This is a genomic window from uncultured Bacteroides sp. (genome assembly GCF_905207245.1).
GTDB lineage: Bacteria > Bacteroidota > Bacteroidia > Bacteroidales > Bacteroidaceae > Bacteroides.
The window spans coordinates 1-23592 of record NZ_CAJLKP010000073.1 but is presented as its reverse complement, the minus strand read 5'-3'; the positions used below and the strand labels follow the sequence as shown (position 1 = coordinate 23592).

Annotated in this window: 23 protein-coding genes and 1 tRNA gene; 13 read left to right on the top strand and 11 right to left on the bottom strand. The window is 47.6% G+C overall.

Going from position 1 to position 23592, the window contains the following annotated elements; translation table 11 throughout:
• Window positions 1-14: 14 nt before the first annotated feature.
• A complete protein-coding gene (locus tag QZ135_RS18925; protein ID WP_294612919.1) occupies window positions 15-3191 on the bottom strand; it encodes a TonB-dependent receptor in 3177 nt (1058 codons plus the stop codon).
• A gap of 214 nt (window positions 3192-3405) precedes the next feature.
• Here QZ135_RS18925 and QZ135_RS18920 point away from each other — a divergent pair, with 214 nt between their 5' ends.
• Complete coding sequence (locus QZ135_RS18920) at window positions 3406-3570, top strand: hypothetical protein (protein WP_294612917.1); 165 nt, start codon at window positions 3406-3408, stop codon at window positions 3568-3570.
• 58 nt (window positions 3571-3628) lie between these two features.
• On the opposite strand, the gene QZ135_RS18915 is transcribed toward QZ135_RS18920, so the two are convergent.
• Window positions 3629-4024: a hypothetical protein gene (locus QZ135_RS18915; RefSeq protein ID WP_294612915.1), complete on the bottom strand. Its 396-nt coding sequence runs from the start codon at window positions 4022-4024 to the stop codon at window positions 3629-3631.
• Window positions 4025-4285: 261 nt separating this feature from the next.
• Here QZ135_RS18915 and QZ135_RS18910 point away from each other — a divergent pair, with 261 nt between their 5' ends.
• The 11 genes from QZ135_RS18910 (at window position 4286) to QZ135_RS18860 (ending at window position 12641) form a co-directional block, all read left to right on the top strand.
• Window positions 4286-4873: a TIGR00730 family Rossman fold protein gene (locus QZ135_RS18910; RefSeq protein ID WP_294612912.1), complete on the top strand. Its 588-nt coding sequence runs from the start codon at window positions 4286-4288 to the stop codon at window positions 4871-4873.
• Window positions 4870-5598: a DUF4271 domain-containing protein gene (locus QZ135_RS18905; protein ID WP_294612910.1), complete on the top strand. Its 729-nt coding sequence runs from the start codon at window positions 4870-4872 to the stop codon at window positions 5596-5598. Before QZ135_RS18910 ends, QZ135_RS18905 begins: the two co-directional genes overlap by 4 nt.
• A gap of 4 nt (window positions 5599-5602) precedes the next feature.
• On the top strand, window positions 5603-6355 hold the full coding sequence (locus tag QZ135_RS18900; RefSeq protein WP_294612907.1) for a uroporphyrinogen-III synthase: 753 nt from the start codon (window positions 5603-5605) through the stop codon (window positions 6353-6355).
• Between the two features lie 144 nt (window positions 6356-6499).
• Window positions 6500-6883 carry a ribonuclease P protein component gene (rnpA, locus tag QZ135_RS18895; RefSeq protein ID WP_294612904.1) on the top strand — a complete coding sequence of 128 codons (384 nt, stop codon included), beginning with the start codon at window positions 6500-6502 and terminating at the stop codon, window positions 6881-6883.
• On the top strand, window positions 6880-7101 hold the full coding sequence (yidD, locus tag QZ135_RS18890; RefSeq protein WP_026366988.1) for a membrane protein insertion efficiency factor YidD: 222 nt from the start codon (window positions 6880-6882) through the stop codon (window positions 7099-7101). The genes rnpA and yidD overlap by 4 nt, the downstream gene beginning before the upstream one ends.
• Complete coding sequence (locus QZ135_RS18885; protein ID WP_294612897.1) at window positions 7098-7757, top strand: TatD family hydrolase; 660 nt, start codon at window positions 7098-7100, stop codon at window positions 7755-7757. The genes yidD and QZ135_RS18885 overlap by 4 nt, the downstream gene beginning before the upstream one ends.
• A gap of 75 nt (window positions 7758-7832) precedes the next feature.
• A complete protein-coding gene (gene tyrS, locus QZ135_RS18880; protein WP_294612895.1) occupies window positions 7833-9125 on the top strand; it encodes a tyrosine--tRNA ligase in 1293 nt (430 codons plus the stop codon).
• 104 nt (window positions 9126-9229) lie between these two features.
• Window positions 9230-9300 (top strand) — tRNA-Gln (locus tag QZ135_RS18875).
• Between the two features lie 295 nt (window positions 9301-9595).
• A complete protein-coding gene (kduI, locus tag QZ135_RS18870) occupies window positions 9596-10438 on the top strand; it encodes a 5-dehydro-4-deoxy-D-glucuronate isomerase (protein WP_294612892.1) in 843 nt (280 codons plus the stop codon).
• A gap of 70 nt (window positions 10439-10508) precedes the next feature.
• On the top strand, window positions 10509-11303 hold the full coding sequence (locus QZ135_RS18865; protein ID WP_294612888.1) for a gluconate 5-dehydrogenase: 795 nt from the start codon (window positions 10509-10511) through the stop codon (window positions 11301-11303).
• Between the two features lie 90 nt (window positions 11304-11393).
• Window positions 11394-12641, top strand: coding sequence for a DUF4861 domain-containing protein (locus QZ135_RS18860; RefSeq protein ID WP_294612885.1), 1248 nt, complete (start codon window positions 11394-11396; stop codon window positions 12639-12641).
• 132 nt (window positions 12642-12773) lie between these two features.
• On the opposite strand, the gene QZ135_RS18855 is transcribed toward QZ135_RS18860, so the two are convergent.
• Window positions 12774-13388 carry a polysaccharide deacetylase family protein gene (locus tag QZ135_RS18855; RefSeq protein WP_294612882.1) on the bottom strand — a complete coding sequence of 205 codons (615 nt, stop codon included), beginning with the start codon at window positions 13386-13388 and terminating at the stop codon, window positions 12774-12776.
• A 100-nt stretch (window positions 13389-13488) separates the two neighbouring features.
• Entirely contained in the window at window positions 13489-16833 is a 3345-nt protein-coding gene (locus tag QZ135_RS18850) for a DUF2723 domain-containing protein (RefSeq protein ID WP_294612879.1), read from the bottom strand.
• Between the two features lie 458 nt (window positions 16834-17291).
• Here QZ135_RS18850 and QZ135_RS18845 point away from each other — a divergent pair, with 458 nt between their 5' ends.
• The gene (locus QZ135_RS18845; RefSeq protein ID WP_294612876.1) at window positions 17292-17840 is read left to right on the top strand and encodes a hypothetical protein; all 549 of its coding nucleotides are present in this window, start codon (window positions 17292-17294) and stop codon (window positions 17838-17840) included.
• Between the two features lie 150 nt (window positions 17841-17990).
• On the opposite strand, the gene QZ135_RS18840 is transcribed toward QZ135_RS18845, so the two are convergent.
• From QZ135_RS18840 to QZ135_RS18810, 7 genes are all read right to left on the bottom strand, one after another.
• Window positions 17991-19118 carry an ATP-binding protein gene (locus QZ135_RS18840; RefSeq protein ID WP_294612874.1) on the bottom strand — a complete coding sequence of 376 codons (1128 nt, stop codon included), beginning with the start codon at window positions 19116-19118 and terminating at the stop codon, window positions 17991-17993.
• A 146-nt stretch (window positions 19119-19264) separates the two neighbouring features.
• On the bottom strand, window positions 19265-20062 hold the full coding sequence (locus QZ135_RS18835) for a metal ABC transporter ATP-binding protein (RefSeq protein WP_294612871.1): 798 nt from the start codon (window positions 20060-20062) through the stop codon (window positions 19265-19267).
• A 6-nt stretch (window positions 20063-20068) separates the two neighbouring features.
• On the bottom strand, window positions 20069-21001 hold the full coding sequence (locus tag QZ135_RS18830) for a zinc ABC transporter substrate-binding protein (RefSeq protein WP_294612868.1): 933 nt from the start codon (window positions 20999-21001) through the stop codon (window positions 20069-20071).
• 50 nt (window positions 21002-21051) lie between these two features.
• A complete protein-coding gene (mnmD, locus tag QZ135_RS18825; protein ID WP_294612865.1) occupies window positions 21052-21699 on the bottom strand; it encodes a tRNA (5-methylaminomethyl-2-thiouridine)(34)-methyltransferase MnmD in 648 nt (215 codons plus the stop codon).
• Window positions 21700-21797: 98 nt separating this feature from the next.
• Complete coding sequence (locus QZ135_RS18820; protein WP_294612863.1) at window positions 21798-22274, bottom strand: VTT domain-containing protein; 477 nt, start codon at window positions 22272-22274, stop codon at window positions 21798-21800.
• Complete coding sequence (locus tag QZ135_RS18815; RefSeq protein WP_294612940.1) at window positions 22259-23257, bottom strand: hypothetical protein; 999 nt, start codon at window positions 23255-23257, stop codon at window positions 22259-22261. The genes QZ135_RS18820 and QZ135_RS18815 overlap by 16 nt, the downstream gene beginning before the upstream one ends.
• A gap of 199 nt (window positions 23258-23456) precedes the next feature.
• Window positions 23457-23592 (bottom strand): phosphoribosylglycinamide synthetase C domain-containing protein (locus tag QZ135_RS18810; RefSeq protein WP_294612937.1); only part of this gene is annotated, 136 nt, incomplete at its 5' end.

The window sequence follows — 23592 nt, the reverse complement described above, 5'->3', positions numbered from 1 at the left end:
ATGCATGTTTTTAATTAGAAAGTTAATTGTACACCGGCGAAATATTCGCGTTGGCTCCAGAAGGTACCTGTGAAGTCGTAGAAGCGTCCGTCTACACCACGGTCGAGGGTCGAACCGCCGTTAGGTACCTGGGGGTCGAACATGGAATAGTTGGTGATGGTGAATGGATTCTTGATACCGACGTAGATGCGCAGATGATCCACCATCACCTTCTGCATCAACTGTTTGGGGAATGTGTAGCCAAGAGTGATGTTGTTGCAGCGGATGTACGAAGCATTTTCCACAAAGTAGTCGCTGGCACGCATGGAGTTCTGGTTGGGATCACCGTATACGATGCGTGGTATGCTGGTGTTGGTGTTCTTGGGCAAAGTGATGGTTTCGCCGCCACGGGTAGTAAAGGTGACGTCTTCGGCACGGAATGCATTTTTGATTTTGGCCAACTGGTTGTGCAAAGCCTGGCCGTGCAGCAAGGTTTGTTTGAAGTTATTGTATACATCAATCCCCAAGTCGCCTTGTAGCAGCATGGAAAAGTCGAACCCTTTGTAGCCTAATGAGATATTTAAACCTACAGAGAGGTCGGGAATAGACGAACCGATGACGGTTTTGTCATTTTCGTCTATCTTACCGTTACCATCGAGGTCAATGTATTTCAAATCTCCGGCAGCGGCCTTCGGCTGCAAGCGCTCTCCCTTGCTGTTGGTATAGGCGGCTGCTTCTGCATCGGTCTGGAACAGTCCGTCCGTTTTCAATCCCCAGAACTGAGCAACAGAATGGCCTATTCTGGTGCGGGTCACATATTCTCCTCCTGATCGGATAGAACCACCTGTCAATACGTCCAATGGGCCCATGTCGTTCACCTTATTGCGATAGAATGAGAGGTTGGGAGAGATGGCATACGTGAAGTCGCCTTTCTGGTCGCGCCAGGTGGCAGCCAGTTCAAGTCCCCAGTTGGTCATGCTGCCCACATTCTGCATGACGGAGGTAGCTACGCCTACCGAATAAGGCAGGTTCACGTTGAGCAACATGTCGGACACTTTACGGTTATAATAATCGAAAGTGACGCTCAGACGATTATTGAATGTAGTCAAGTCGAAACCTACACCCATATCCCGTGTTTTCTCCCAGCTCAGATTGCGGTTGGCAATTGACGACGGGCGGGGGGCGGGAACAGCAGTGTCGCCCATATTGAGTGATTGCGGACCAAACGAATAGGTGAAGCCGGATACGCTTACTGTGGATTGGTATGCATAGTTACCCACTCCGATGGAGCTGCCGATCCAACCCAGCGTAGCACGCAGTTTCAAGTCGTTCAGCCATGATGAGGTATGCTCTTTCATCCATGACTCTTCGCTGACGCGCCAGCCTACGGAGAAGGAGGGGAAATATCCCCAACGATTGCCGGGTGCGAACTTTGAACTTTCGTCGGCACGGAAGTTGGCGGTAAACATATACTTACCCGCATAGTTGTACATCACGCGTGCCAGGATGGAGTAGTAAGCCTCGTCCGAGCGGCTTCCGCTACCGGTTACGTTGTCCTGGAATACTTGTGCTACACCGAAGTCGGTCTGTTCCTGGCTGCGTCCGGAGAAGGAAGAATCGTTGGAACTGTATCGTTCGGACACAAGACCTATCACACCTGACAGGGAGTGCATTCCGAATGATTTATTGTAGTTGAGCAGGCCCTCCACCTGTTGGCGCCAGTTGCGGTTGCTGCTGGTTTCCAGTAGATTGTAATTCTGTACGCCGCCACCGCCACCGCTATCCAGCGTAAAGCGCGGGCGGAAGTGTTCGTAGAAGTCGCTGTAGAACGAATAGTTGTAATTCACCTTAAAGTTCAGCCAGTCGAAAATCTGGATTTGCGTATACACATTGGCTTGGCCCGACCAGTATCTTCTCCGGTTGCGGTCTTCGTTGATGAAGAAGGCCTGATTGGGGATATCAATGCCATCGTCATGGTCGCCCATTGCATTGTAGTATCCGTTGTTTATATCGTTATAAGCCGGGTCGCGCACCGGGATGTTGGGTACGGATTGCAGTATGTTTTGCAACGAACCGGTGGCTGTGCCTTTGCTGCTGTTGTGGTTCACACGGACACGTCCGCCGTAGGTGAGGCGTCCATGCGTACCCTCAACGTTGGCAAAGATGTTCTGTCCCTCACTGCCGCGTTCCACTCCCTGACGCTGGTCGGAGGTATAAGTGGCGCCAAAGTTGTAATTGAGCAGTTTGGATGCACCGCTCACTGAGAGGTCGTACTTCTGATATACATTGTCGAAGAAGAATTCATCCCACCAGTCGGTATCATATTCCTGCTGGCTGGGCTTGGCATTGCGCGCAGGCACCAGGTCCGCCCAACTGCCGTCGGCCCTGGCTTCGGGAGTGGCGGCGTTGTAGTACAGCTCGTTGGCATATACGGCGTAATCATAAGAGTTGAGCATCTTTAGCTTCTTCTGTTGAGTGCCGGTGCCCACATAGGCGTTGAAGCTGATGCGGGGCGCACCTTCTTTTCCGCGCTTCGTGGTGACGACAATGACGCCGTTGGCACCACGCACACCATAGATGGCGGCTGATGCGGCATCTTTCAGCACCTGGATGCTGGCTATTTCATCGTCGTTGGGCACATCGCCGGCCGAACCGATGATGCCGTCTATGACCCAAAGCGGGTCGGTGTTTCCGGTGATGGAGCTTGTACCGCGGATACGGATTTTACCGCCCGAAACGTTGACTCCCGCCACATTTCCTTGCAGTGCATTCTCTATTCCACCGGGTGCTTTCAGCACTTCCGTGGGGTTCAGGGTGGAGATGGCAGAGGTCAGGTCGGCCTTTTTCTGTGTGCCATAGCCCACTACGACCACTTCTTCGATGGTTTTGCTGTCTTCTTCCATCCGGACATTAAGGAAAGTCTGGTCCTTGACTTCAATCTCTTGGGAGAGATATCCCACATACGTGAAAAGTAATGTCGCATTGGGGGAAACCTGTAGTGTGAAATTCCCCTCCAGGTCCGTAATAACTCCGTTGGTAGTTCCTTTTTCCAGAATATTGACGCCGATTACCGATTCACCGGTCATGTCGACTACTTTTCCTTTAATCGTTTTACTCTGTGCAGAGAGTGAGAGGGAACAAAGAATGGCGCATAACGTGAATAATATGCGTCGTGTCCTTACTTTTTTGACATTTAAAAAAAAGTTTTTCATAAGCATCAAGATTAAATGTTTGTATTAGGTCCGGCAGGCTGATTTATCCGGAGTACTCAACCAGTTGCCGTACGCAAAGCTATCCGGTAGCGGTCTTTTCGGAGATTCTTATTTTGCTTTTGGGGAGGATTTTTCTTGGTTTTAAGATAAATCCACTTGATGGAAAGAAAAATCCCCCTTCTCTTCCGGTTGTCCGGGAAGAAAAAGGGGAACTATGGAATATAGTATGAAGTTATTCGGGCAGCAGGTATCAGCTCTTGCTACCGTATTGCCAATGTCCTGCCAAGGCTTTGGCAAACTTTTGCCATCGGGTTGGCAAGACTTTGCCACAGCTTTGGCAAAACTTTGCCACTGTATTGGCAAGATGCTGGCAAAGTAATAGCTGTGATTCTATTGTTCAGAGGGTACTACTCTGTGATAGTTTCTATTGGAGATGGTTATTCGTTCGCCTCCAGCATATCAATCAATTGCACCCGTTGGATGGAGAAGCTACTGCTGTTCTTTTGCACATACCTGAGCAGGTTGAGCCCGTCCTGGCGGAGTTTAGACTTCCGCAGAAGGTCGTCGTCGCCCATCTCGTCCGAAATCTTCAGCATGGTCATGGCGGCAAGTTCCGTTTTTCCCATTTCATTGGGGTCGCCTTTATACCGGTCAATCAGTTCCTCGCTGTCCATACTCAGTAGCTGGTCCGAAGGAAATCCAAGAATCTGCCGGGTCAGGTCGTCATACTCCACCCACTCGCTCCAACGGTATTTCTTTTTCCGGAGCAGGGCGTTCACAATTAAAGAAACGATTTCTTGAATCATTCGTATCAGGTAATCTTGCTTAATCATAATTCCTCGTTTTAATGTAAATTATTAGTTGACAAGTTGACAAGGCTTCAGTTGACAAGGGGAATAGTCTTCTGAAATGACGTTTTAAAATATAAAGAGGACATTCTTCCTCGTCAACTTGTCAACTTCCTCCCTTGTCAACTGAAAAACTTGAGCCTGCGAAAGTTTGCGAACAGATTACAAAGTTAGTGATATTTTTAAGATATCGCTGAAAATCTTTACCTTTGCCACTCATTACTAATTAAAAGTATAGCAATTTCCATGAATAAGATAACTTCCGTATGCGTATATTGTGCTTCGAGCACCAAGATAGATTCCGCTTATTTTGAAGATGCCCGCCAACTGGGCACTTTGTTGGGGCAACGCCACATCCGCCTGATAAACGGTGCGGGCGGCATCGGCCTGATGAGTGCCACTGCCGACGCCGTGCTGGCTGCCGGCGGAGAAGTGACCGGTGTCATCCCCCGCTTCATGGTGGAGCAGGGCTGGCACCACAAGGGATTGACGGAGATGATAGAAGTGGACGATATGCACCAGCGCAAACAGAAGATGGCGGCTTTGAGTGACGCCGTCATTGCCCTGCCCGGTGGATGCGGCACGCTGGAAGAGCTGCTGGAAATCATCACTTGGAAACAGTTGGGCCTCTATCTCAATCCTATTGTAATCCTCAACACCCGTGGCTATTTCGACCCCCTGCTCGACATGATGCAGAGTGCCATGGACGAGAACTTCATGCGCCGGCAACACGGTGACATCTGGCACGTGGCACAGACGCCGCAGGAGGCCATCGACTTGATACACAGCACCCCCATCTGGGACAGTTCCATACGTAAGTTCGCAGCCATATGATTAGCTTGTTGTTGACATGGGCAACGGGCTTCGAGGGGGTACCTATTCCTTACTCTCCTAAGCTGGACGATGGAATCACCATGCTCCTGTTGTGCTGCTTCTTTATGTCTGCCTATGTCCTTTCCCGCAGTCGCAAGTTCCTGTTGCAACTTGGAAAGGACTTTCTGCTCAACCGTGAGCGTATCAGCATCTTTGCCGCCACCACTGCTACGGATATGCGCTACATGTTGTTGCTCATCTTGCAGACCTGTGTGCTGATTGCCATCTGCACCTTCAATTACTTCGTGGACGTCCGCCCGGAGCTGGGAGAACGCATCCCTCCCTATGTCCTGCTTGGGGCATATCTTGCGGTGTGTTTGCTCTATCTTTTCCTGAAGTGGGTGACTTATTCTTTCCTGGGTTGGATTTTTTTTGACGCAAGCCGCACCAGCCTCTGGATGGAGTCCTATTCTACGCTACTTTATTACCTCGGATTTGCCCTTTTCCCCTTCGCTTTGTTCCTTGTTTACTTTGATTTAAGTTTGTTATCAACTGTGATAATTGGTTTATTTCTGACGTTTTTTACTAAAATATTGATGTTTTATAAGTGGATAAAGCTTTTTTGTGGTGATTTATATGGCGTTTTGCTTTTAATTTTGTACTTTTGTGCCCTTGAAATTATACCTTGTTTTATCATGTATCAAGGTGTATTACAACTAAATGATTATTTGATAATAAAATTTTAGGACGTTGAAAATTAAGAAAGTACTTGTGTCGCAGCCGAAACCGGCATCAGAGAAATCTCCTTACTACGACATTGCAGAGAAGTACGGTGTGAAAATCGATTTTCGCCCGTTCATTAAGGTGGAAAGTGTGTCTGCCAAGGAGTTCAGACAGCAGAAAATTTCTATTCTGGACTACACCGCAGTCATTTTTACATCGCGTCATGCTATTGACCATTTCTTCCACCTGTGTACAGAATTGCGTGTGACCATACCGGAAACTATGAAATATTTCTGTGTAACGGAAGCTATTGCCCTGTATATTCAGAAGTATGTTCAGTACCGTAAGCGTAAGATTTTCTTTGGAAATACGGGAAAGTTTGAAGACTTGTTGACTTCCATCACCAAGCATAAAACTGAAAAGTATTTGGTACCGATGTCTGATGTGCACACAGATGAGATTAAGAATCTCTTGGAAAAAAACAAGATACAGCATGCGGAAGCTGTGATGTATCGTACAGTAAGTAACGACTTTACTTCAGAAGAAGAGTTTGACTATGACATGCTGGTGTTCTTTAGCCCGGCGGGGGTGACTTCTTTGAAGAAGAATTTCCCCGATTTCCAACAAAAGGAAATCAAGATTGGTACGTTTGGTTCCACTACCGCGCAAGCAGTGCGTGATGCCGGACTTCGTCTTGACTTGGAAGCTCCCAGTGTGCAGGCTCCGTCCATGACGGCAGCGCTGGATATGTTCATTAAGGAGAACAATAAAGGAAAGTAATAATTATTGGTTACGAGCTACAAGCTACGGGCTACAAGTGCCATGCGGAAAATGTATGGAACTTATGGCTTAAACTTGTAGCTCGTAGCTTAAATGTACTGCGCAGCTACTCGTAGCTCGTAGCCCGTAACTTGTAGCTAAATCATGCCCAATACCCTGTGCAAGTCCGAACGACTGGACAAGAAGAAAGTTATCGAGAAGATGTTTGCGGGTGGTTCCCGTTCATTTTCCGTCTTCCCTCTGCGCGTGGTGTATCTGCCGGCAGAAGGATTGGAAGCACCTGTTTCCATCCTCGTCAGTGTGTCGAAGCGCCGCTTTAAACGGGCGGTGAAGCGCAATCGTGTGAAACGCCAGATACGTGAAGCGTACCGTAAAAACAAGCACGAACTGTTGCAGGCACTTCAGGATAAAGAACAGCAATTTGCTGTGGCTTTCATCTACCTTTCCGATAGTCTGACCGACTCAATAGTGATAGAAGAGCGGATGAAGACTGCACTGGCACGCATCAGGGAGCAGGTATCCTTATGAAAAAGCTGTTTTCATATCTGCTGCTGCTTCCCATCTATTTTTATCAGAAGTGCATTTCGCCCCTGACTTCTCCCTCATGCCGTTTCACTCCCACTTGTTCGCAATATGCCGTTGAGGCGATAAAGAAGCACGGACCTTTCAAAGGGTTATACCTGGCAATCAGGCGCATACTGCGTTGCCATCCCTGGGGAGGTTCCGGATATGATCCCGTTCCATGAGAATCCCTGTTGACATACATACGCACCAACAGCCGCAAGTGCCCGGAGAGGCAATTGTGAACTGTTTCCCCGAAACGTTTGTTCCGCAAGCGGAAGGTTGGTATTCGGTGGGGATACATCCGTGGCACATCACTCCGTCGGTTGCTTCTGCCGTTGGCTCTACCCGAAATGACAGGCGAATGTATTTTGAGGAGTTGTTGCAGCATCCCCGGGTGCTTGCAGTGGGCGAGGCGGGGCTGGATAAACTGGCGGAGGCTTCTTTGTCTCTGCAGATGGAGATTTTCGAATATCAGGCGCGTCTGGCGGAAGCAGTAGATAAGCCATTGATTATTCACCTGGTGAGAGCTGTGGACGAACTCCTGAAGCTGAAACAGAAGATACGCCCGGTGAAACCGTGGATTATTCACGGTTTCCGTGGAAAAGCAGCTCTGGCTGAGGAATATCTCCGGCATGGTTTCTACCTCTCCTTTGGTGAAAAATATCAGGAAGAGGCGCTGCGCATGATACCGCCGGAAAGGCTGTTTATAGAGACGGATGAAAGTACGACACCTGTTGGCTTGCTTTACGAACGGGCGGCTGAAATCCGTGAAACTCCCCTTGAGGAACTTAGGGAGACGGTTCGGCGGAATGTAGGCGAAATCTTTTTTAGGCAATAAGAGTTGTATGTTCAGATAAAGAGTCGTACTTTTGCAATTACAAAGTATATCAAATATTTAAATATTAATCATTCGATGAATTTTGTAGAAGAATTGAGATGGCGTGGCATGCTCCACGATATGATGCCTGGCACGGAAGAACTTCTGGCTAAGGAACAAGTGACTGCATATATCGGTTTTGACCCTACAGCGGACTCATTGCACATCGGACACCTTTGTAGCGTAATGATACTGCGTCATTTCCAACGTTGCGGACACAAGCCGATGGCGCTGATAGGTGGTGCTACGGGTATGATTGGTGACCCTTCCGGTAAGTCGGCAGAACGCAATCTGCTCACAGAAGAGATTCTGCAACGCAATCTGGATGGCATGAAGAGGCAGTTGAGTAAGTTCCTGGATTTTGAGTCCGATGCCCCTAACCGTGCCGAACTTGTGAACAACTACGACTGGATGAAGAACTTCACCTTCCTGGACTTTGCCCGCGAAGTGGGTAAGCACATCACCGTAAACTATATGATGGCGAAAGACTCTGTAAAGAAGCGCCTGAATGGTGAGGCTCGTGATGGTTTGTCTTTCACGGAGTTCACTTATCAGTTGTTGCAGGGTTATGACTTCCTGCATCTGTACGAAACCAAGGGTTGCAAACTGCAAATGGGTGGTTCCGACCAATGGGGCAACATCACGACAGGTGCCGAACTGATTCGTCGTACCAATGGCGGTGAAGTATTTGCACTGACCAGCCCGCTGATTACAAAGGCTGACGGTGGCAAATTCGGCAAGACTGAGTCCGGCAATATCTGGCTCGATCCCCGTTATACTTCTCCTTATAAGTTCTACCAATTCTGGCTGAATGTGAGCGATGCTGATGCGGCACGTTACATCAAGATATTCACTTCCCTGTCAAGAGAGGAAATCGAAGCCCTAACGGCTGAGCACGAAACTGCACCGCACTTGCGTGTACTTCAGAAGCGTCTGGCAAAAGAAGTGACCATCATGGTTCACTCCGAAGAAGATTATAATGCAGCAGTCGATGCATCTAACATCCTGTTCGGTAATGCTACTTCCGATGCTTTGAAGAAGTTGGATGAAGACACCCTGTTGGCTGTGTTCGAAGGCGTTCCCCAGTTCGAAGTGTCTAAGGATGCAGTAGCTGCCGGTGTGAAAGCTGTTGACTTGTTTACTGAAAACGCGGCTGTCTTTGCTTCTAAAGGCGAGATGCGTAAACTGGTGCAAGGTGGTGGTGTTTCTCTCAACAAAGAGAAACTGGAAGCCTTTGACCAAGTGATTACCTCTGCCGACCTTTTGGACGAAAAGTACCTGCTTGTGCAGCGCGGAAAGAAGAATTACTATCTGATTATCGCTAAATAAACGGATAATTAGTAGCAAATATGAAAAAATGCCTCGGAATATTTGGATATTTCGGGGCATAATTCTATCTTTGCACCGCTTTTTAACAGAAAGCACATTGAGTTTGTCCTATGGTGTAATGGTAGCACAACAGTTTTTGGTTCTGTTTGTCTAAGTTCGAATCTTGGTAGGACAACAAGAAGAAAGCCCTGAAAGAGAAATCTTTCGGGGCTTTTTCCATATAGATACTTACCGTCAGGGGATAAATATACTACATTGAGAAACCGAAGCCAAGTATTCCGGCTTTTATTATGCCGGGAAATCCTATAAATGTGAATTAATCTTATTATTTCGCCCATTTGAACGATAATACTACATAATTGGGACAAAAACGCAATGTTTCTACGTTTTCTTTTGCTACATTTGCATCGTGTACGTAAACGAAGTATGCCAATAACCGATTATTATAAACTTTAAAACGTAATAGGATTATGAAAACGAACTATGAAATTCGCTATGCAGCGCATCCCGAAGATGCAAAAAGTTATGATACCAAACGCATCCGTCGTGATTTTCTTATCGAAAAGGTTTTCTCTGCTAACGAAGTAAATATGGTATATTCCATGTACGACCGTATGGTTGTGGGTGGTGCAATGCCTGTGGGCGAAGTGTTGAAACTGGAAGCTATCGATCCGTTGAAAGCTCCCTACTTCCTGACCCGTCGTGAAATGGGTATTTATAATGTAGGCGGTCCCGGTATAGTGAAAGCCGGTGATGCTGTATTCGAATTGGATTTTAAAGAAGCTCTCTACCTGGGTTCGGGCGACCGTGAAGTGACTTTTGAAAGCAAGGACGAAAAGAATCCTGCGAAGTTCTACTTCAACTCTCTGACCGCTCACCGCAACTATCCCGACAAGAAAGTGACGAAAGCTGATGCCGTAGTTGCCGAAATGGGTAGTCTGGAAGGCTCTAATCACCGTAATATAAATAAGATGCTGGTAAATCAGGTATTGCCTACCTGCCAGTTGCAGATGGGTATGACGGAACTTGCTCCGGGCAGCGTATGGAATACAATGCCGGCACACGTTCACAGTCGCCGTATGGAAGCATACTTCTATTTTGAAGTGCCCGCAGACCAGGCAGTTTGCCACTTCATGGGCGAAGTTGACGAAACCCGCCACATCTGGATGAAGGGCGATCAGGCTGTGTTGTCTCCCGAATGGTCTATCCACTCTGCTGCCGCTACTCACAACTATACTTTCATCTGGGGTATGGGTGGCGAGAACCTTGACTATGGAGATCAGGATTTCTCTCTGATTACCGACCTGAAGTAACGTTGAGTAAACCGCGAATCTGAATCGTAATTAAGAATCAAGTAATTATTAAACCTAAGTAAATAAATTTATGGTAAACTTTTCATTAGAAGGCAAAGTAGCACTCGTAACCGGTGCTTCTTACGGAATTGGTTTTGCTTTGGCAACTGCCTATGCACAAGCCGGTGCAAAAATCGTGTTCAATGACATCAAACAAGAATTGGTGGACAAAGGTCTGGCAGCTTACAAGGCTGAAGGTATCGATGCCAAAGGCTACGTATGCGACGTAACAAACGAAGACCAGGTGAACGCTATGGTTGCTCAGATTGAGAAAGAAGTGGGCGTGATTGACATCCTGGTGAACAATGCAGGTATCATCAAACGTATCCCGATGCACGAAATGAAAGCTTCTGAATTCCGTCAGGTGATTGACGTTGATTTGAACGCTCCGTTCATTGTATCAAAAGCTGTTATTCCTTCTATGATTAAAAAAGGTCACGGTAAGATTATCAACATCTGCTCTATGATGAGTGAGCTGGGTCGTGAAACTGTGTCTGCTTATGCTGCTGCCAAGGGTGGATTGAAGATGCTGACTCGTAACATTGCTTCCGAGTATGGCGAATACAACATCCAGTGTAATGGTATCGGTCCGGGTTACATCGCTACTCCGCAGACTGCACCGCTTCGCGAACCGCAAGCTGACGGTTCACGTCATCCGTTCGATGCATTCATCGTTGCCAAGACTCCGGCTGCACGTTGGGGTACTCCTGAAGACTTGATGGGTCCTGCAGTATTCCTGGCTTCCGACGCTTCTGACTTTGTAAACGGTCACGTGCTCTACGTGGACGGAGGTATCCTGGCTTACATCGGTAAACAACCTAAGTAATAATAAGTAGACAAGGTTTCAGTAGACAAGTTGACAAGGCATCTCCCTCGTCAACTTGTTAACTGAAACCTTGTTAACTAAACAAGCAATATGAAAAAGTTATTCCTTTTAGTGGCAACAGTATTATTCTGTTTTGCCTCTTGCACTAACACGAAGGATGTAGTTACCGTAACGGTAAACAATCCTTTGGCAATGGAACGTTCCAATGAAATGGTCGAAGTGGCCATGGACGATATCGCTAACCAACTGAAACTGGCTGACACAGCCCAGATTGTGGTTCTGAATGCTGACGGACAACAAGTTCCTTATCAGATTACGTACGATGAAAAGGTTATCTTCCCTGCAAGCGTAGCTGCTAATGGTACGGCTACTTATACCATCCAGGCAGGTACTCCTGAGGCTTTTGCTGTAAAGGCTTGCGGAAAATATTATCCTGAACGTGTGGACGATGTAGCCTGGGAAAATGACCTGGTTGCTTTCCGTGCTTACGGCCCGGCTTTGCAGAAGACAGGTGAGCGTGCTTTCGGATATGATGTATGGACGAAGTACAACACAACTGAACCGGTTGTAGAGGCTCGTTATGCAGGTGAACTGAATCCTGAAACCAAAGCTAAGATTGCCGAGTTGAAGAAGACTGACCCAAAGGCTGCACAGGAATTGTACCAGTCGGTTTCTTATCACGTAGACCACGGAAATGGTCTGGACTGCTACAAAGTAGGTCCTACGCTGGGTGGCGGTACGGCTGCCTTGATGCCCGACGGTGAAATCGTTTATCCGTATTGCTATGCAACGCAGGATATTCTGGATAACGGCCCGTTGCGTTTCACAGTGAAGCTGGTTTATAATCCGCTGAACATCAAGGGTGACTCTACGGTTATCGAAACACGCGTCATCACGCTGGATGCAGGTTCCCACCTGAACAAGACTGTTATTGCTTATGACAATCTGAAAGAGACTACTCCGGTAGCTACAGGTATCGTATTGCATGAGCCGGACGGTGCTGTAGTGGCTGATGCTGCTAACGGTTACATCACTTATGTAGACCCCACGGACAATGTGAACAACAATAACGGTAAGATTTTTGTAGGCGCCGCTTTCCCCGCTACGGTGAAGGAAGCTAAGTCTCTGCTCTTCCCTGAAAAGGAAAAGAACGAATTGCGCGGTGGTGCCGATGGTCATGTGCTGGCTATCAGCGACTATGAGCCGGGTGCAGAGTATGTTTATTACTGGGGTGCTGCCTGGGATAAGGCTGACATCAAGACTCCGGAAGCATGGAATGCATATATGGAAAACTATGCTCAGAAGGTGCGCAATCCGTTGACGGTAACGGTGAAGTAAACCATAAATGATAGGTGGGTTTGGACACACCTATTAATGATTCGCCCCTACAAGTTCTATGACAGAACCTGTAGGGGCGAAATATTTTGTACGCTATTGTGCGTCGTTTCTAATATGGCTTCTTCCGGTTGGTTACAATAACTTGAACTCGTATCCTTCCTCTTTCAGAAAATCGAGTGCTCGTGGCAATGCATATTGCAGGTTGCCGTTGTTCCAGGATTTCAACGAGTCGTGGAAGGTGATGATGGAGCCGTTCCGTGCATATCTCATCACGTTGGCAAGCACCTGCGGGCCGCGCAGCTTCTTACTGTAATCGCGTGTTACCAAATCCCACATCACTATTTTATAATGCCGTTTCAGGGTGAAATACTGTCCCCAACGCATGTGTCCGTGTGGCGGACGGAAGAGGTCGGTTTTCATCACTTCATTCGCCTTGTCCGTATTGGCAAGGTAGTTGTCGGACAGATACTCGAATCCACGGATATGATTGAACGTATGGTTGCCGATGCGGTGTCCGCCATCTACTACCATTTGATATACATCGGGATGCTTACGTATATTGTCTCCCACCATGAAGAAGGTGGCTTTAATGTTGTGTTTATCCAATAGTTCGAGTACCCACGGAGTTACTTCGGGGATGGGGCCATCGTCAAAAGTCAGGTAAACGGCTTTCTCATTCGGGTCCATTCGCCAGATAGCACCGGGATATAGCTTTCGGACAAACTCAGGAGGCTGTTCTATAAACACGATTGTCAGTGGTTAGTGTTTAGTGATTAGTGTTTAGTGGTTGGTGATTAGTGATTAGCAATGGTGGCATCCCACCGCTAATCACTATCCACTAAGCACTTTATTTCATACGGTCAACACACATTTGATACAACTCATTCAGCTTGTCATCGTATACCGGAGCCAGTTCGGAGTTATACTTCTGCATGAGTTTCACCTCTGAGCTGAGGATAGGCAGATGATAGTCGACGACCTCACGGCTGGACATGGCGAAACGTTTATCGTCCAGGCTCAGATACCAGGTGATGTATTCCACGGCCTTGTCGGCAAGTGCAGTCATGATGCTGTCTGCCTTCTCCATTTCGCCCAACTGATAGTAGGATTCTGCCATTTGCACGGCGCCATTCTGCCAGTCGTAAGGCACGTTGTAGGCGGGAATCATCTTCTCTGCATAGTCCAGTGCTGCCTTTGCTTTGTCCTTCTTGCCTTCGCGTATCAACTGACCGACGAGTTGCGAGAAGATACGGCGATGAGAGTAACACATGCGCATGGCGTTTTCATCAATGTAGATGCCCGGTTTGTCGATGCCACCAAATTTGAACTTGTTCATCAGGTTGTCGTACATCTTTTCGCTATCCAGTTTGACGCCGGTTTTATCGGTATCGAACGGAGTGAAGCGGTAAGTCAGACCTTCCTGAATGAAGTGGTTGCCCATGTTGAGGTGGTTCTCCGGACCTACACTGACAGCCATGTAGATGGGGCGTTCCCAGTTGGCTTCCGCCAGCATTTCAAGCATCATCAGCTCACTCTTATAGAGGGCGCGTTTACCTTTCAACGAGATGTGCATATAGTCGGGGATGCTGTCGCCCGGTATCATCATGCCACTACGACGTACGGCTTCCTTATCCACTTTCAGCACGATGCTGTCCGTAGGAATCACCTTGAGGTCTTCGTTTTTGCTGCGTACCCAATATTTCAGGATGTTCTGCAACTCGTACGGGTTCTCGCCGAACTCTTTCTTCACGTTGATTAATGATTCGGGATTACCGTTCAATGCTTGCTTTTCGGCTTCGGCATAGAGGGCGTCGATGCTTTTCTTATAATCAGGCTGTATGGCAATATATTCATTTGTTCCTTCCACATACTCCATACGGTCCCAGGTGATGGGTAGCGACGGAGAGTCGTAGGCGGGACGCTTCATCTGGTCGATGTACCAGTCCGTCTGCAGGTAACTGAGGTTACAGGTACGGGCATCGGTGCGGAAACCTTCCGTCTCCTGGTTGTACCACAAGGGGAATGTATCGTTGTCACCGTTGGTAAAGATAACCGGATTGCCTGTTTCTTGCAGGGACATCAGGTAGTTCTGACCAAAGTCGCGTGCCAGATAGCGGTCGCTGCGGTCGTGGTCGTCCCACGTCTGGCTTGCCATTTGTATGGGGACGAGGAGGCAGAGAACCGATACAAGGGTTGCAGCCGGAAGTTCCTTCATCTTGGCGTAGTGCTGCAACAGGCGGACGATGCCTGCCACACCCATACCTATCCAGATGGCGAAGGCATAGAACGACCCTGCATATGCATAGTCACGTTCGCGAGGCTGACTCGGGGTTTGGTTCAGGTAGAGCACAATGGCGATACCCGTCATGAAGAACAGGAAGAACACTACCCAGAACTGCTGGATACCTTTCTGCCCACGGTATGCCTGCCACAACAGGCCGATGATACCGAGCAGCAGGGGCAGACAGTAGAAGACGTTGTGTCCCTTGTTGTTCTGCAATTCCTGTGGCAACAGGCTTTGGTCACCCACCAGCCAGTTGTCAATGAACGGAATACCTGTAATCCAGTTGCCGTGTTCTATCTCTCCGCTGCCTTGCAGGTCGTTCTGGCGTCCGGCGAAGTTCCACATGAAGTAGCGCCAGTACATCCAGTTGAGCTGGTAGGAGAAGAAGAACTTGATATTTTCCCATTGCGTAGGCATGTTCACCATCACCATTTGTCCGCACTGGTCATAGGGGATGTCGTTGCCGACGATATCTACCCAAGCTTGATATTCCCTGGCATGCTGGCTGCTGTACATACGCGGGAAGAGCATATTCTGAGCGTATTCGTATTCGATACGTCCGGGGATTTCAATATAGCTGTCCTTTTCATCGGGAGTAGCTTTTTCCTTACGGATGAATTTGGTTCCGTTGTAGGAGATGCGCGGTTCGCAATAACCGTCTTTCACGTCGAGGGCAACTTTGGAAGAGAATGCCTGTCCGTAGAAAAGCGGACGGGTACCGTATTGTTCACGTCCCAGGTATTCGCCCAGTGTGAAGATGTCCTCGGGAGAATTCTGGTCCATCGGCGTGTTGGCAACGGAGCGGATGACGATGATGGCATAAGAAGAATACCCGATGACAATCATCATGGTGCACAACAGGGCTGTGTTCATGGTGCGTGCGGAAATGCGGTATTTCTCTTTCATCTTTGCCTGCATGTTCGGGCTGAGGTAGAAGAAGAGGAAGGCGATAACCACGATACCAATCATCACGGCACTTGCTCCGTGACCATAGAACGGGATACCCAGCAGGGCGATAGTCAGCACGAAGGAGATAGCCATACGCATTTTGTTCTTTTCCGTATAGCTTTCGTATATACCCCAGATGATGGAGGCTGCCAGTACGAGGATGTATACCATCACACCACTGTTGAAGGACATTCCCAATGTGTTCACAAAGAACAGCTCGAACCAGCCGCCTACCTTCACAATACCCGGCACCATGCCGTAGAGTACCACAGCCACCAGAATACCGGAAGCCAGCAATGCCAGTAACGAGCCTTTTGCATTTGCATTAGGCACTTTCTTATAATAGTAAACCAGTACGATGGCAGGCAGACAAAGCAAGTTCAGCAAGTGAACGCCGATACTGAGTCCCGTGAGGTAAGCTATGAGGATGAGCCAACGGTCGCTGTGCGGTTCGTCCGCCACATCTTCCCATTTCAGTATCAGCCAGAATACAACGGCGGTGAACAGGGAAGAGAAAGCGTAAACTTCACCTTCTACGGCACTAAACCAGAATGTATCGCTGAACGTATAGGCCAATGCACCTACCAGACCGCTACCCATAACGGTAATCAGTTGTCCTTTGGTGATATTGTTTTCGTCCGTAATGACGAGTTTGCGCACCAGATGCGTGATGCTCCAGAAGAGGAACAGGATACAAGCGCCACTCATCAGTGCACTCATATAGTTCACCATTTTGGCTACGGTGCTGGCATCCGAGGCGAATTGTGAGAACAGGTTAGCTACCAACATGAAGAAAGGTGCTCCGGGCGGGTGTCCTACTTCCAGTTTATAGCCGGTAGTGATGAACTCCGGGCAGTCCCAAAAACTTGCAGTCGGTTCTATGGTCATGCAGTAGACCGTGGCTGCAATGATGAAAGTAATCCAACCCACGAGGTTGTTTACGGTTCTGTACTGTTTCATTCGGAAATAATTCGTTATGTTTTTAAGTTATAGCTCTGTATTTTAGCGTATACGGGCGCAAATATAGTGATTTAACTGCTAAAACTGTGGAGGCAAGGCATATTTATTAGGATAGGTTAAAAGATATACATTGATTTTTGGTAGGTAAAAGTTGGGTGCTCATGTAATCAGCCGAGTTTTGATGGTGCTGCGACTGAAGGTATTTCCCATCTACGATAGATCATAGTAGGACATTCAATGTGTCTTTTATTCAAGTTTCACAGGTTTATTATTTGTTCGGAGATATTTGGTCGTGACGTGACTCATGTCATGAAAAAAGTGAATTACGGGAGTTAAGCTGCCGCATTACCACTTTTATCTCTTTTTCGCTGCGACGGTTAAGGAAAATCGTAGTAGGCATTTATTCTTTCTACCATGGAGAAAGTTTCTTTCCATCACGGGCAAAGTTTCTTTCCATCATGGTGGAAAGAAAAAACTTCCACGGTGGAATAATTTCTATTATTTCTATAGCCATATCAGCTATTGTTACTGGAATTCCGTTTTATCGTAACTACATAGAGAAGAAAACAAAAATAGCATTGATTGCTTGTGATGGAATAATCAGGGATGATATGATATGTATTGTGGTTACCTATGTAAATAGGAACTGGCAAAATACAGTGATTACAAATAGTTATATTAGCCTTTGCCATTCTAAGTTACAAAATGAATTGACGAGAGTGAATAATGAATATAGTTGTAAATCATTTAATCCGGTTGTAATAACAGAGAAAATGCATGCATCTATTGAACTTATGTATTCTATATCGAAATTGAAAGGAGTGGATTTGGAGGATGTAAATGCATACGTACATACTGAGTATGTAAATTCTCAAGGGCAAAGATTATCTGATAGTCATAAGGTAGGAACGTTGTGTATGAGTGGAATAAATACTAAGATGGTCTTAATAGAGTCTGTCATATATGAGTTACAGGGGAGAAGTATTGTAATGTCTATGAAACTTTAGTTGTTTTATATTTCATAATCGAATAAATCTACTAAAGCCATTGAACAAGTAGAAAATATGATAATGTAAATTGTTATATTTACACTCATCGGAAGTGCAACATGTGCAAAAAAGTTGAGTCTGTTTGCACATGTTCCTTCTTTTCTATATTCAGCAATACTCCCTCCTGAACCACAGTTCAAACACCGGGTCAGAGAACACATATTTTTCTCCCTCTTTCTCCATGAAATCACGTTCAGTCAGTATTCGTTTGTTGCGTGTGATGGTTTGGGCGCTTCCCAGTTCATATTTGCGCACTACGGCGGCAGAGTTGAGGCGGTACTCACCGTCGGCAACTGCACGCAACATGGCTGTTTGGGCAGCGGTCAGGTTCTCGGTGTCGTTCATGAACATGGGCATGTTGGTATCTATCAGTTGGCGGGTACGGACTTCGATGATATCGTCTGTCACTCGTCCGGAAGTGCCGCTCCAGATAAAGTAGCACAGTTGTTGCAGATACCACGAATGGCACTTCACGATGTCACACAAACGTTCTGCTTGCTCTTCGCTGATTTCTTTCTCCGTCCGGCGGAAGGCGTTGATGATGAAAGGTACCCATTCCTCTTTCTTAATCTTTTGCAGGAACAGCACTTGACCGAAACGATAGAAGGGATTGGATGAATTATTGAAGATATCCATCATCATGTGCCGCTTGCTCCCATAAAAACAATAGGATACCCTCTGCTGTTGCTGCCAGACAGAGCGCATCTTGCCTTCCATGCTTTTATAGTCGGGCAATAATGCCAATTGTTGGAATTCATCAATGCATACTATAAGTTGTATGCCTTTGGCAGAAGCTATTTTTTCGGGTAATTCCAGTATCTCCATGACATCTCTTTCTTCCAACTTGAACTTTAGATCGAAAGACATTGTGTCGGAGGCATCGCTTTTCAGAGTAATACTGGGAGAGATGGTTTTCAGGAAGTGTTTTACATCTTCCAGCCGCTTTTCGAGCGTGGAGGCTGTACATGTGATGACTTCCCGGACGAATGCACGGTAGAATTCGGCTTCGGTTTTGATGCTGAATGCATCAATAAAGCATACACGAATATGTTTGTCTTCATGCATCAGCTCGTCCATTGCTACCTTTACAAGCGAAGACTTACCCCAACGACGCGGAGAGATAAGCATTACATTAATGCCTGATCCAAGCAACTCTTTCAGTTGCTTACGTTCTTCTATGCGGTTGACGAAACTTTCTTTATCGACCAGCGTACCGTATTGAAAAGGTGATTTCATAAGCTGTTTGTTCTTGATTCCAAAGACAAATATACAAATTATACATGAATGTATAATACATCTATGTATAACTTTGTTTGAAATATGTGCAAAACACTACTTTTTGTACCTGTTCTGGTAATGATTTGTATTCTTCCCTGTTCTTTTCAATGTCCACAGTTGCAACACTCATCTCCGTGTTTATGTTCCGCCAATATGCGGTGCGGCAGTGCTCCGTGTCCCAATAATTCTATCGGACAATTGAAGTTCCGTTCCAGCCACTCTTCGCTTACGCCCGTGTCGGGATGATAATCCAACGTCTCGTTTACGCAGGCGATGGATTTCACTTGTTGCAGCACCGTGCCTATGTCATGGCTGACGAGGATAATGGCGCAGTCGTGGTTAATCTCTGCCAGAAGCTCGTAAAGGCGGGCTTCGAAACGCTTGTCGATGTAGGTGCTGGGTTCGTCGAGGACTACCAACTCGGGGTCGGAGATGATGGCACGGCCCAACAAAGCGCGTTGCAGTTGTCCGCCGCTCAGTGCACCGATGGCGCGCTCTTCAAGTCCTTCCAGTCCCATGCGGGCGATGACTTGGCGGGCTTTCTCACGGTGCGCTCCGGTGAAGCGGGAAATCAGCGACTTCTGCGAACTGAGACCGGAAAGAATGACTTCTTCCACAGTGATAGGGAATTTGCGGTCAATACTGTTGTACTGCGGCAGGTAGCCCATCTTTAGTGATGAGCGGTTGGTGGTTAGTGATTGTTTATCACTATATAATATTTCTCCTGCTGTGGGTTTCAGCAGGCCCAGTATGCATTTGATAAGAGTTGTTTTCCCACCGCCGTTGGGACCGATGATGCCCAGAAAGTCCCGGTCGTAAACGGTGAGGTTCACGTTGCGAAGCACGGTACGGTGGTCGTAGCCGGCGCTGAGGTTCTTTATTTCGATAAGGGGTGTCTTCATTGGCTATCAGTTCTTAACTACCAATTCCCCGGCAATGTTCAGCATCTCCTGCTCCCAGTCGTAGGAAAGCGGATTGATGGGTACTACCTTCGTGCCTGTTTGCTTGGCGATGATTTCTGCATTGCGGCGGTCGAATTCCGGCTGTACGAAGATGACGCGGACTTTCTCTTTTTTGCAAGTATCTATCAGATTCTTGAGGTGGGAAGGGGAAGGCTCTTTGCCGTCTTCTTCAATCGAAATCTGGTGCAAACCATAGTCGCGGGCAAAGTAGGAGAGTGCCGGATGATAAATCATGAAGGCACGGTCGGCATTGGGGGCGGAAAGCATGTGGCAGATGAGACTGTCGGTATACTCTATCTGGTCGCAAAGGTTCTTGTAGCGTTCCACATAGGCTTCCTCGTTGGCTTTGTCGATGCTACACAAGGCGTTCAGGATGTTTCCGGCAATGATTTGGGCATTGTAGGCCGAGCTCCAGACATGCGGTTCTACACCGACGGCATGCTGGTGCTCATCGTGCTGGATGGAGTCGTGGGCATGCCCCTCATCGTCAACATCGTGGTGGTGATGGGCGTGCGAGGAGTCAAAAATCAGGTCGATGCCACGGGAGGTATCGAAGAATTGCAGGTGCGGTGCGTTGTCCGTCAGCTTGTCCATCCAGGTTTGTTCGAAACCGATGTACCCGATGCGGAAGTAGGCCTTGCTCTTGGCAAGCTCTACGAGTTGCTGCGGGGTGGGGTCGTACGTCTCCGGGCTGCTGCCTTTGGGCACCATGCTGACAACACTGAAATTGTCGCCTGCAATGGCCTCGGTGAAGTAGCGCAACGGCTCGATGGTGACAGTAATGACAGGTTTGTCATTACTCTTGTTATTCTGGACACTGCTGTTTTTGCAGCCTACTGCAAGCAGGGCAGTGAGTATGTACAGGAATGTTCGTTTCATTATTATATTATATTTATGGTTTTATGTTCAATTGAATTAATTTTTAATTCTCAACTTCTCGTTGCCCTCAGTATCTCCCGTTTTCCGCCCGGAGGTCCCGGAAGGCGTTCCACGCGAAAGCCGACGGCTTGCAACAGGCGGCGGATGACACCTTTGGCGCAATACGTCGTCAATATTCCTCCGCTATCCATATTAACGTAAAGGGAACGGAATAATTGTTCATTCCACATTTCGGGTTGCTTTTCGGGGGCGAAAGCATCGAAATAAACGAGGTTTAGTGATTGCTCATCACTAATCACTACATTCGCGTCTCCCTTTATCTTCCTCAGGGTGAAGTACGGGGATATTTCCACATCTTCTTCCCACGGAGCGGTGTGCAACTTCTCGAATAGAGGATTATCGCTATACCCCAGCGCGCTGACTTCTTCCCAGGCAAGGGGATAGAGCTCGATACCCGTGTAGTGCACATGGCGTTTCTCCTGTTCAGCGGTTTCCAGCGTGAGAAGGGCATTCAGCCCGGTGCCGAAACCTATTTCGAGAACACGCGGTTGCGGTGCGGCCGAAGCCTTCAGCCCCATATCTATAAAGATGTGCTGCGACTCTGTGCGTGCCCCTTTCACCGAATGATAATGTTCATCCAGTTCCGGCACGAACAGCGTGGCGCTTCCGTCTTCCGTATGTTCTATAATTCGTTTCATTCTCTTATTATAATATGTATATATCCGTTCGCAAAGCTTCCGGAACAACTTCTTTATTCATAGACCGTTGCAGGTGGCCAAAACACCGTTTCGTTCCCTCAGGTAAACACTGATATGGCTCCTTCCAGTGCCAGCAACATCACGGCGTAGCGTATCAGCTTCCCGACGAACATGGACGAAGTAGTCAGCCACACGTTGCTCCGCATGAAACCCAGTGCAATGGCCAATGCTTCGCCCACAAAGGGCAGGAATGCGAAGAAGGCCATCAGTGCTCCTTTCCCTTGCAGGAACAGTTGCATCTTGTCTATCTTTTCCTTTTTTACCTTGAAATATTTCTCTATCCAGACCACATTGCCCAGACGCCCCATGTAGTAGCACGTCATGCCGCCAATTGTGTTGCCCAGTGTAGCGAAGAGTACGCACATCGCCGGACTAAGTCCCACTTTTACAAGCGCTATCATCACCAGCTCCGAACTGAATGGAACGATGCTGCCCGCTAACACGGCAGAGATGAACAGACCGAGGTAACCCCAGTCTATCATAAGTTGAATCAGTGAGTCTACAAAAGCGTCCATATATTAAATCCGAATAAAAGTATAAGCCCCACGAGGGCACAAATAAAAAACACATTAGATGTCCGACTGTTCGTCAGTACCACGAAATGTCCCGTCAGGATGCTGACACCTATCAGCAGCAGGGGCAACAGGTGGACCATCAGCGTAGGTTGCAACAGGATATAGCCGAAGATGCAAAAGCTCAGGAAGATAAGGAAATGCAGATAACTGCGGGTACGTATCTTATCTTCGTAACCTGTCACGAGGCAGTGCACGGAGCTTACTATGAACAGCACAAACAAATAGCCCAGCGTAGCAATCTCCCACAACGGAAAGTCCAGTAAAGCGATGGGCTGGAAGGTGGCTAATTCGATGAAAGGCTGACAAAAAAGCCCCATTTCATCGTAAAAATAGGCATGTCCCAGCAAAAACCAATAGGGCAGGGTCCAACCTATCAGGCTACCGAAAAAGCTCTTCGGGGTGAGTGCCTGGAAACTGTATGCACCTATCCAGAAAAGAGGAATGAACAACGTCAGTTGCGGGAAGAACAGACTGCCCACTCCGATGAACAGGAACGAGTAGAACAGGATGCCCGCCGGGCGTGGATGCTGGTATCCCTTGAACAGAAAGAACAGGGACACAAGGAATGCCACCGAGGCTATGTCTCCGGCATATAGCTGGTGCAGGGCAGGGCAGACGGAAATCAGCAGGAAATAGATGGCTGTCTGCACGGACGCACGCATGCGGATGATGGCGAAAGCATTGTTCAGTTCTATCAGGAAGTAGCCGATTATGCCGTAGAGGATGAAACTCAAAGGCGCGTTTGCCCATGCCGGGATGTAGCCGTTGCTGATGGTCTCCCACAAGGGATAAGTGCTTTTCATTACCGGAAGTTCGGGTAACAGGATAGAGCTCAGCATCCAGCAGAATAGGGACAAAAGGATGGCAACAGGAAGCGTGAAGCGTCCTGCGGTAATCCGGTTCTGTAATCGTTTACTTCGTATCATTTAAATGAAGAATGAAGAATTGAAAATGAAGAATGAGGAATAAAGAATGAAGAATTTCCTTGCGGCATAATTGCGCAGCCTAATTCTTCATTTTCAATTCTTCATTTCTCATTTTTCGTATCAAGGCAATATAATAATTTTATGGTTCGGAGTATCTGTCATCCTTCGACTACGCTTAGGATGACGGATACTTGTTTTACAAATCAAATCCGATGTCGCGGCGGAAGTACTTCTTGTCGAAGTCAATCATATCCGCTACTTTGTAGCTCTTGGCAAGGGCTTCTTCCTTGGTCGCACCATAAGAGCATACGGCTATCACGCGGCCGCCGGCA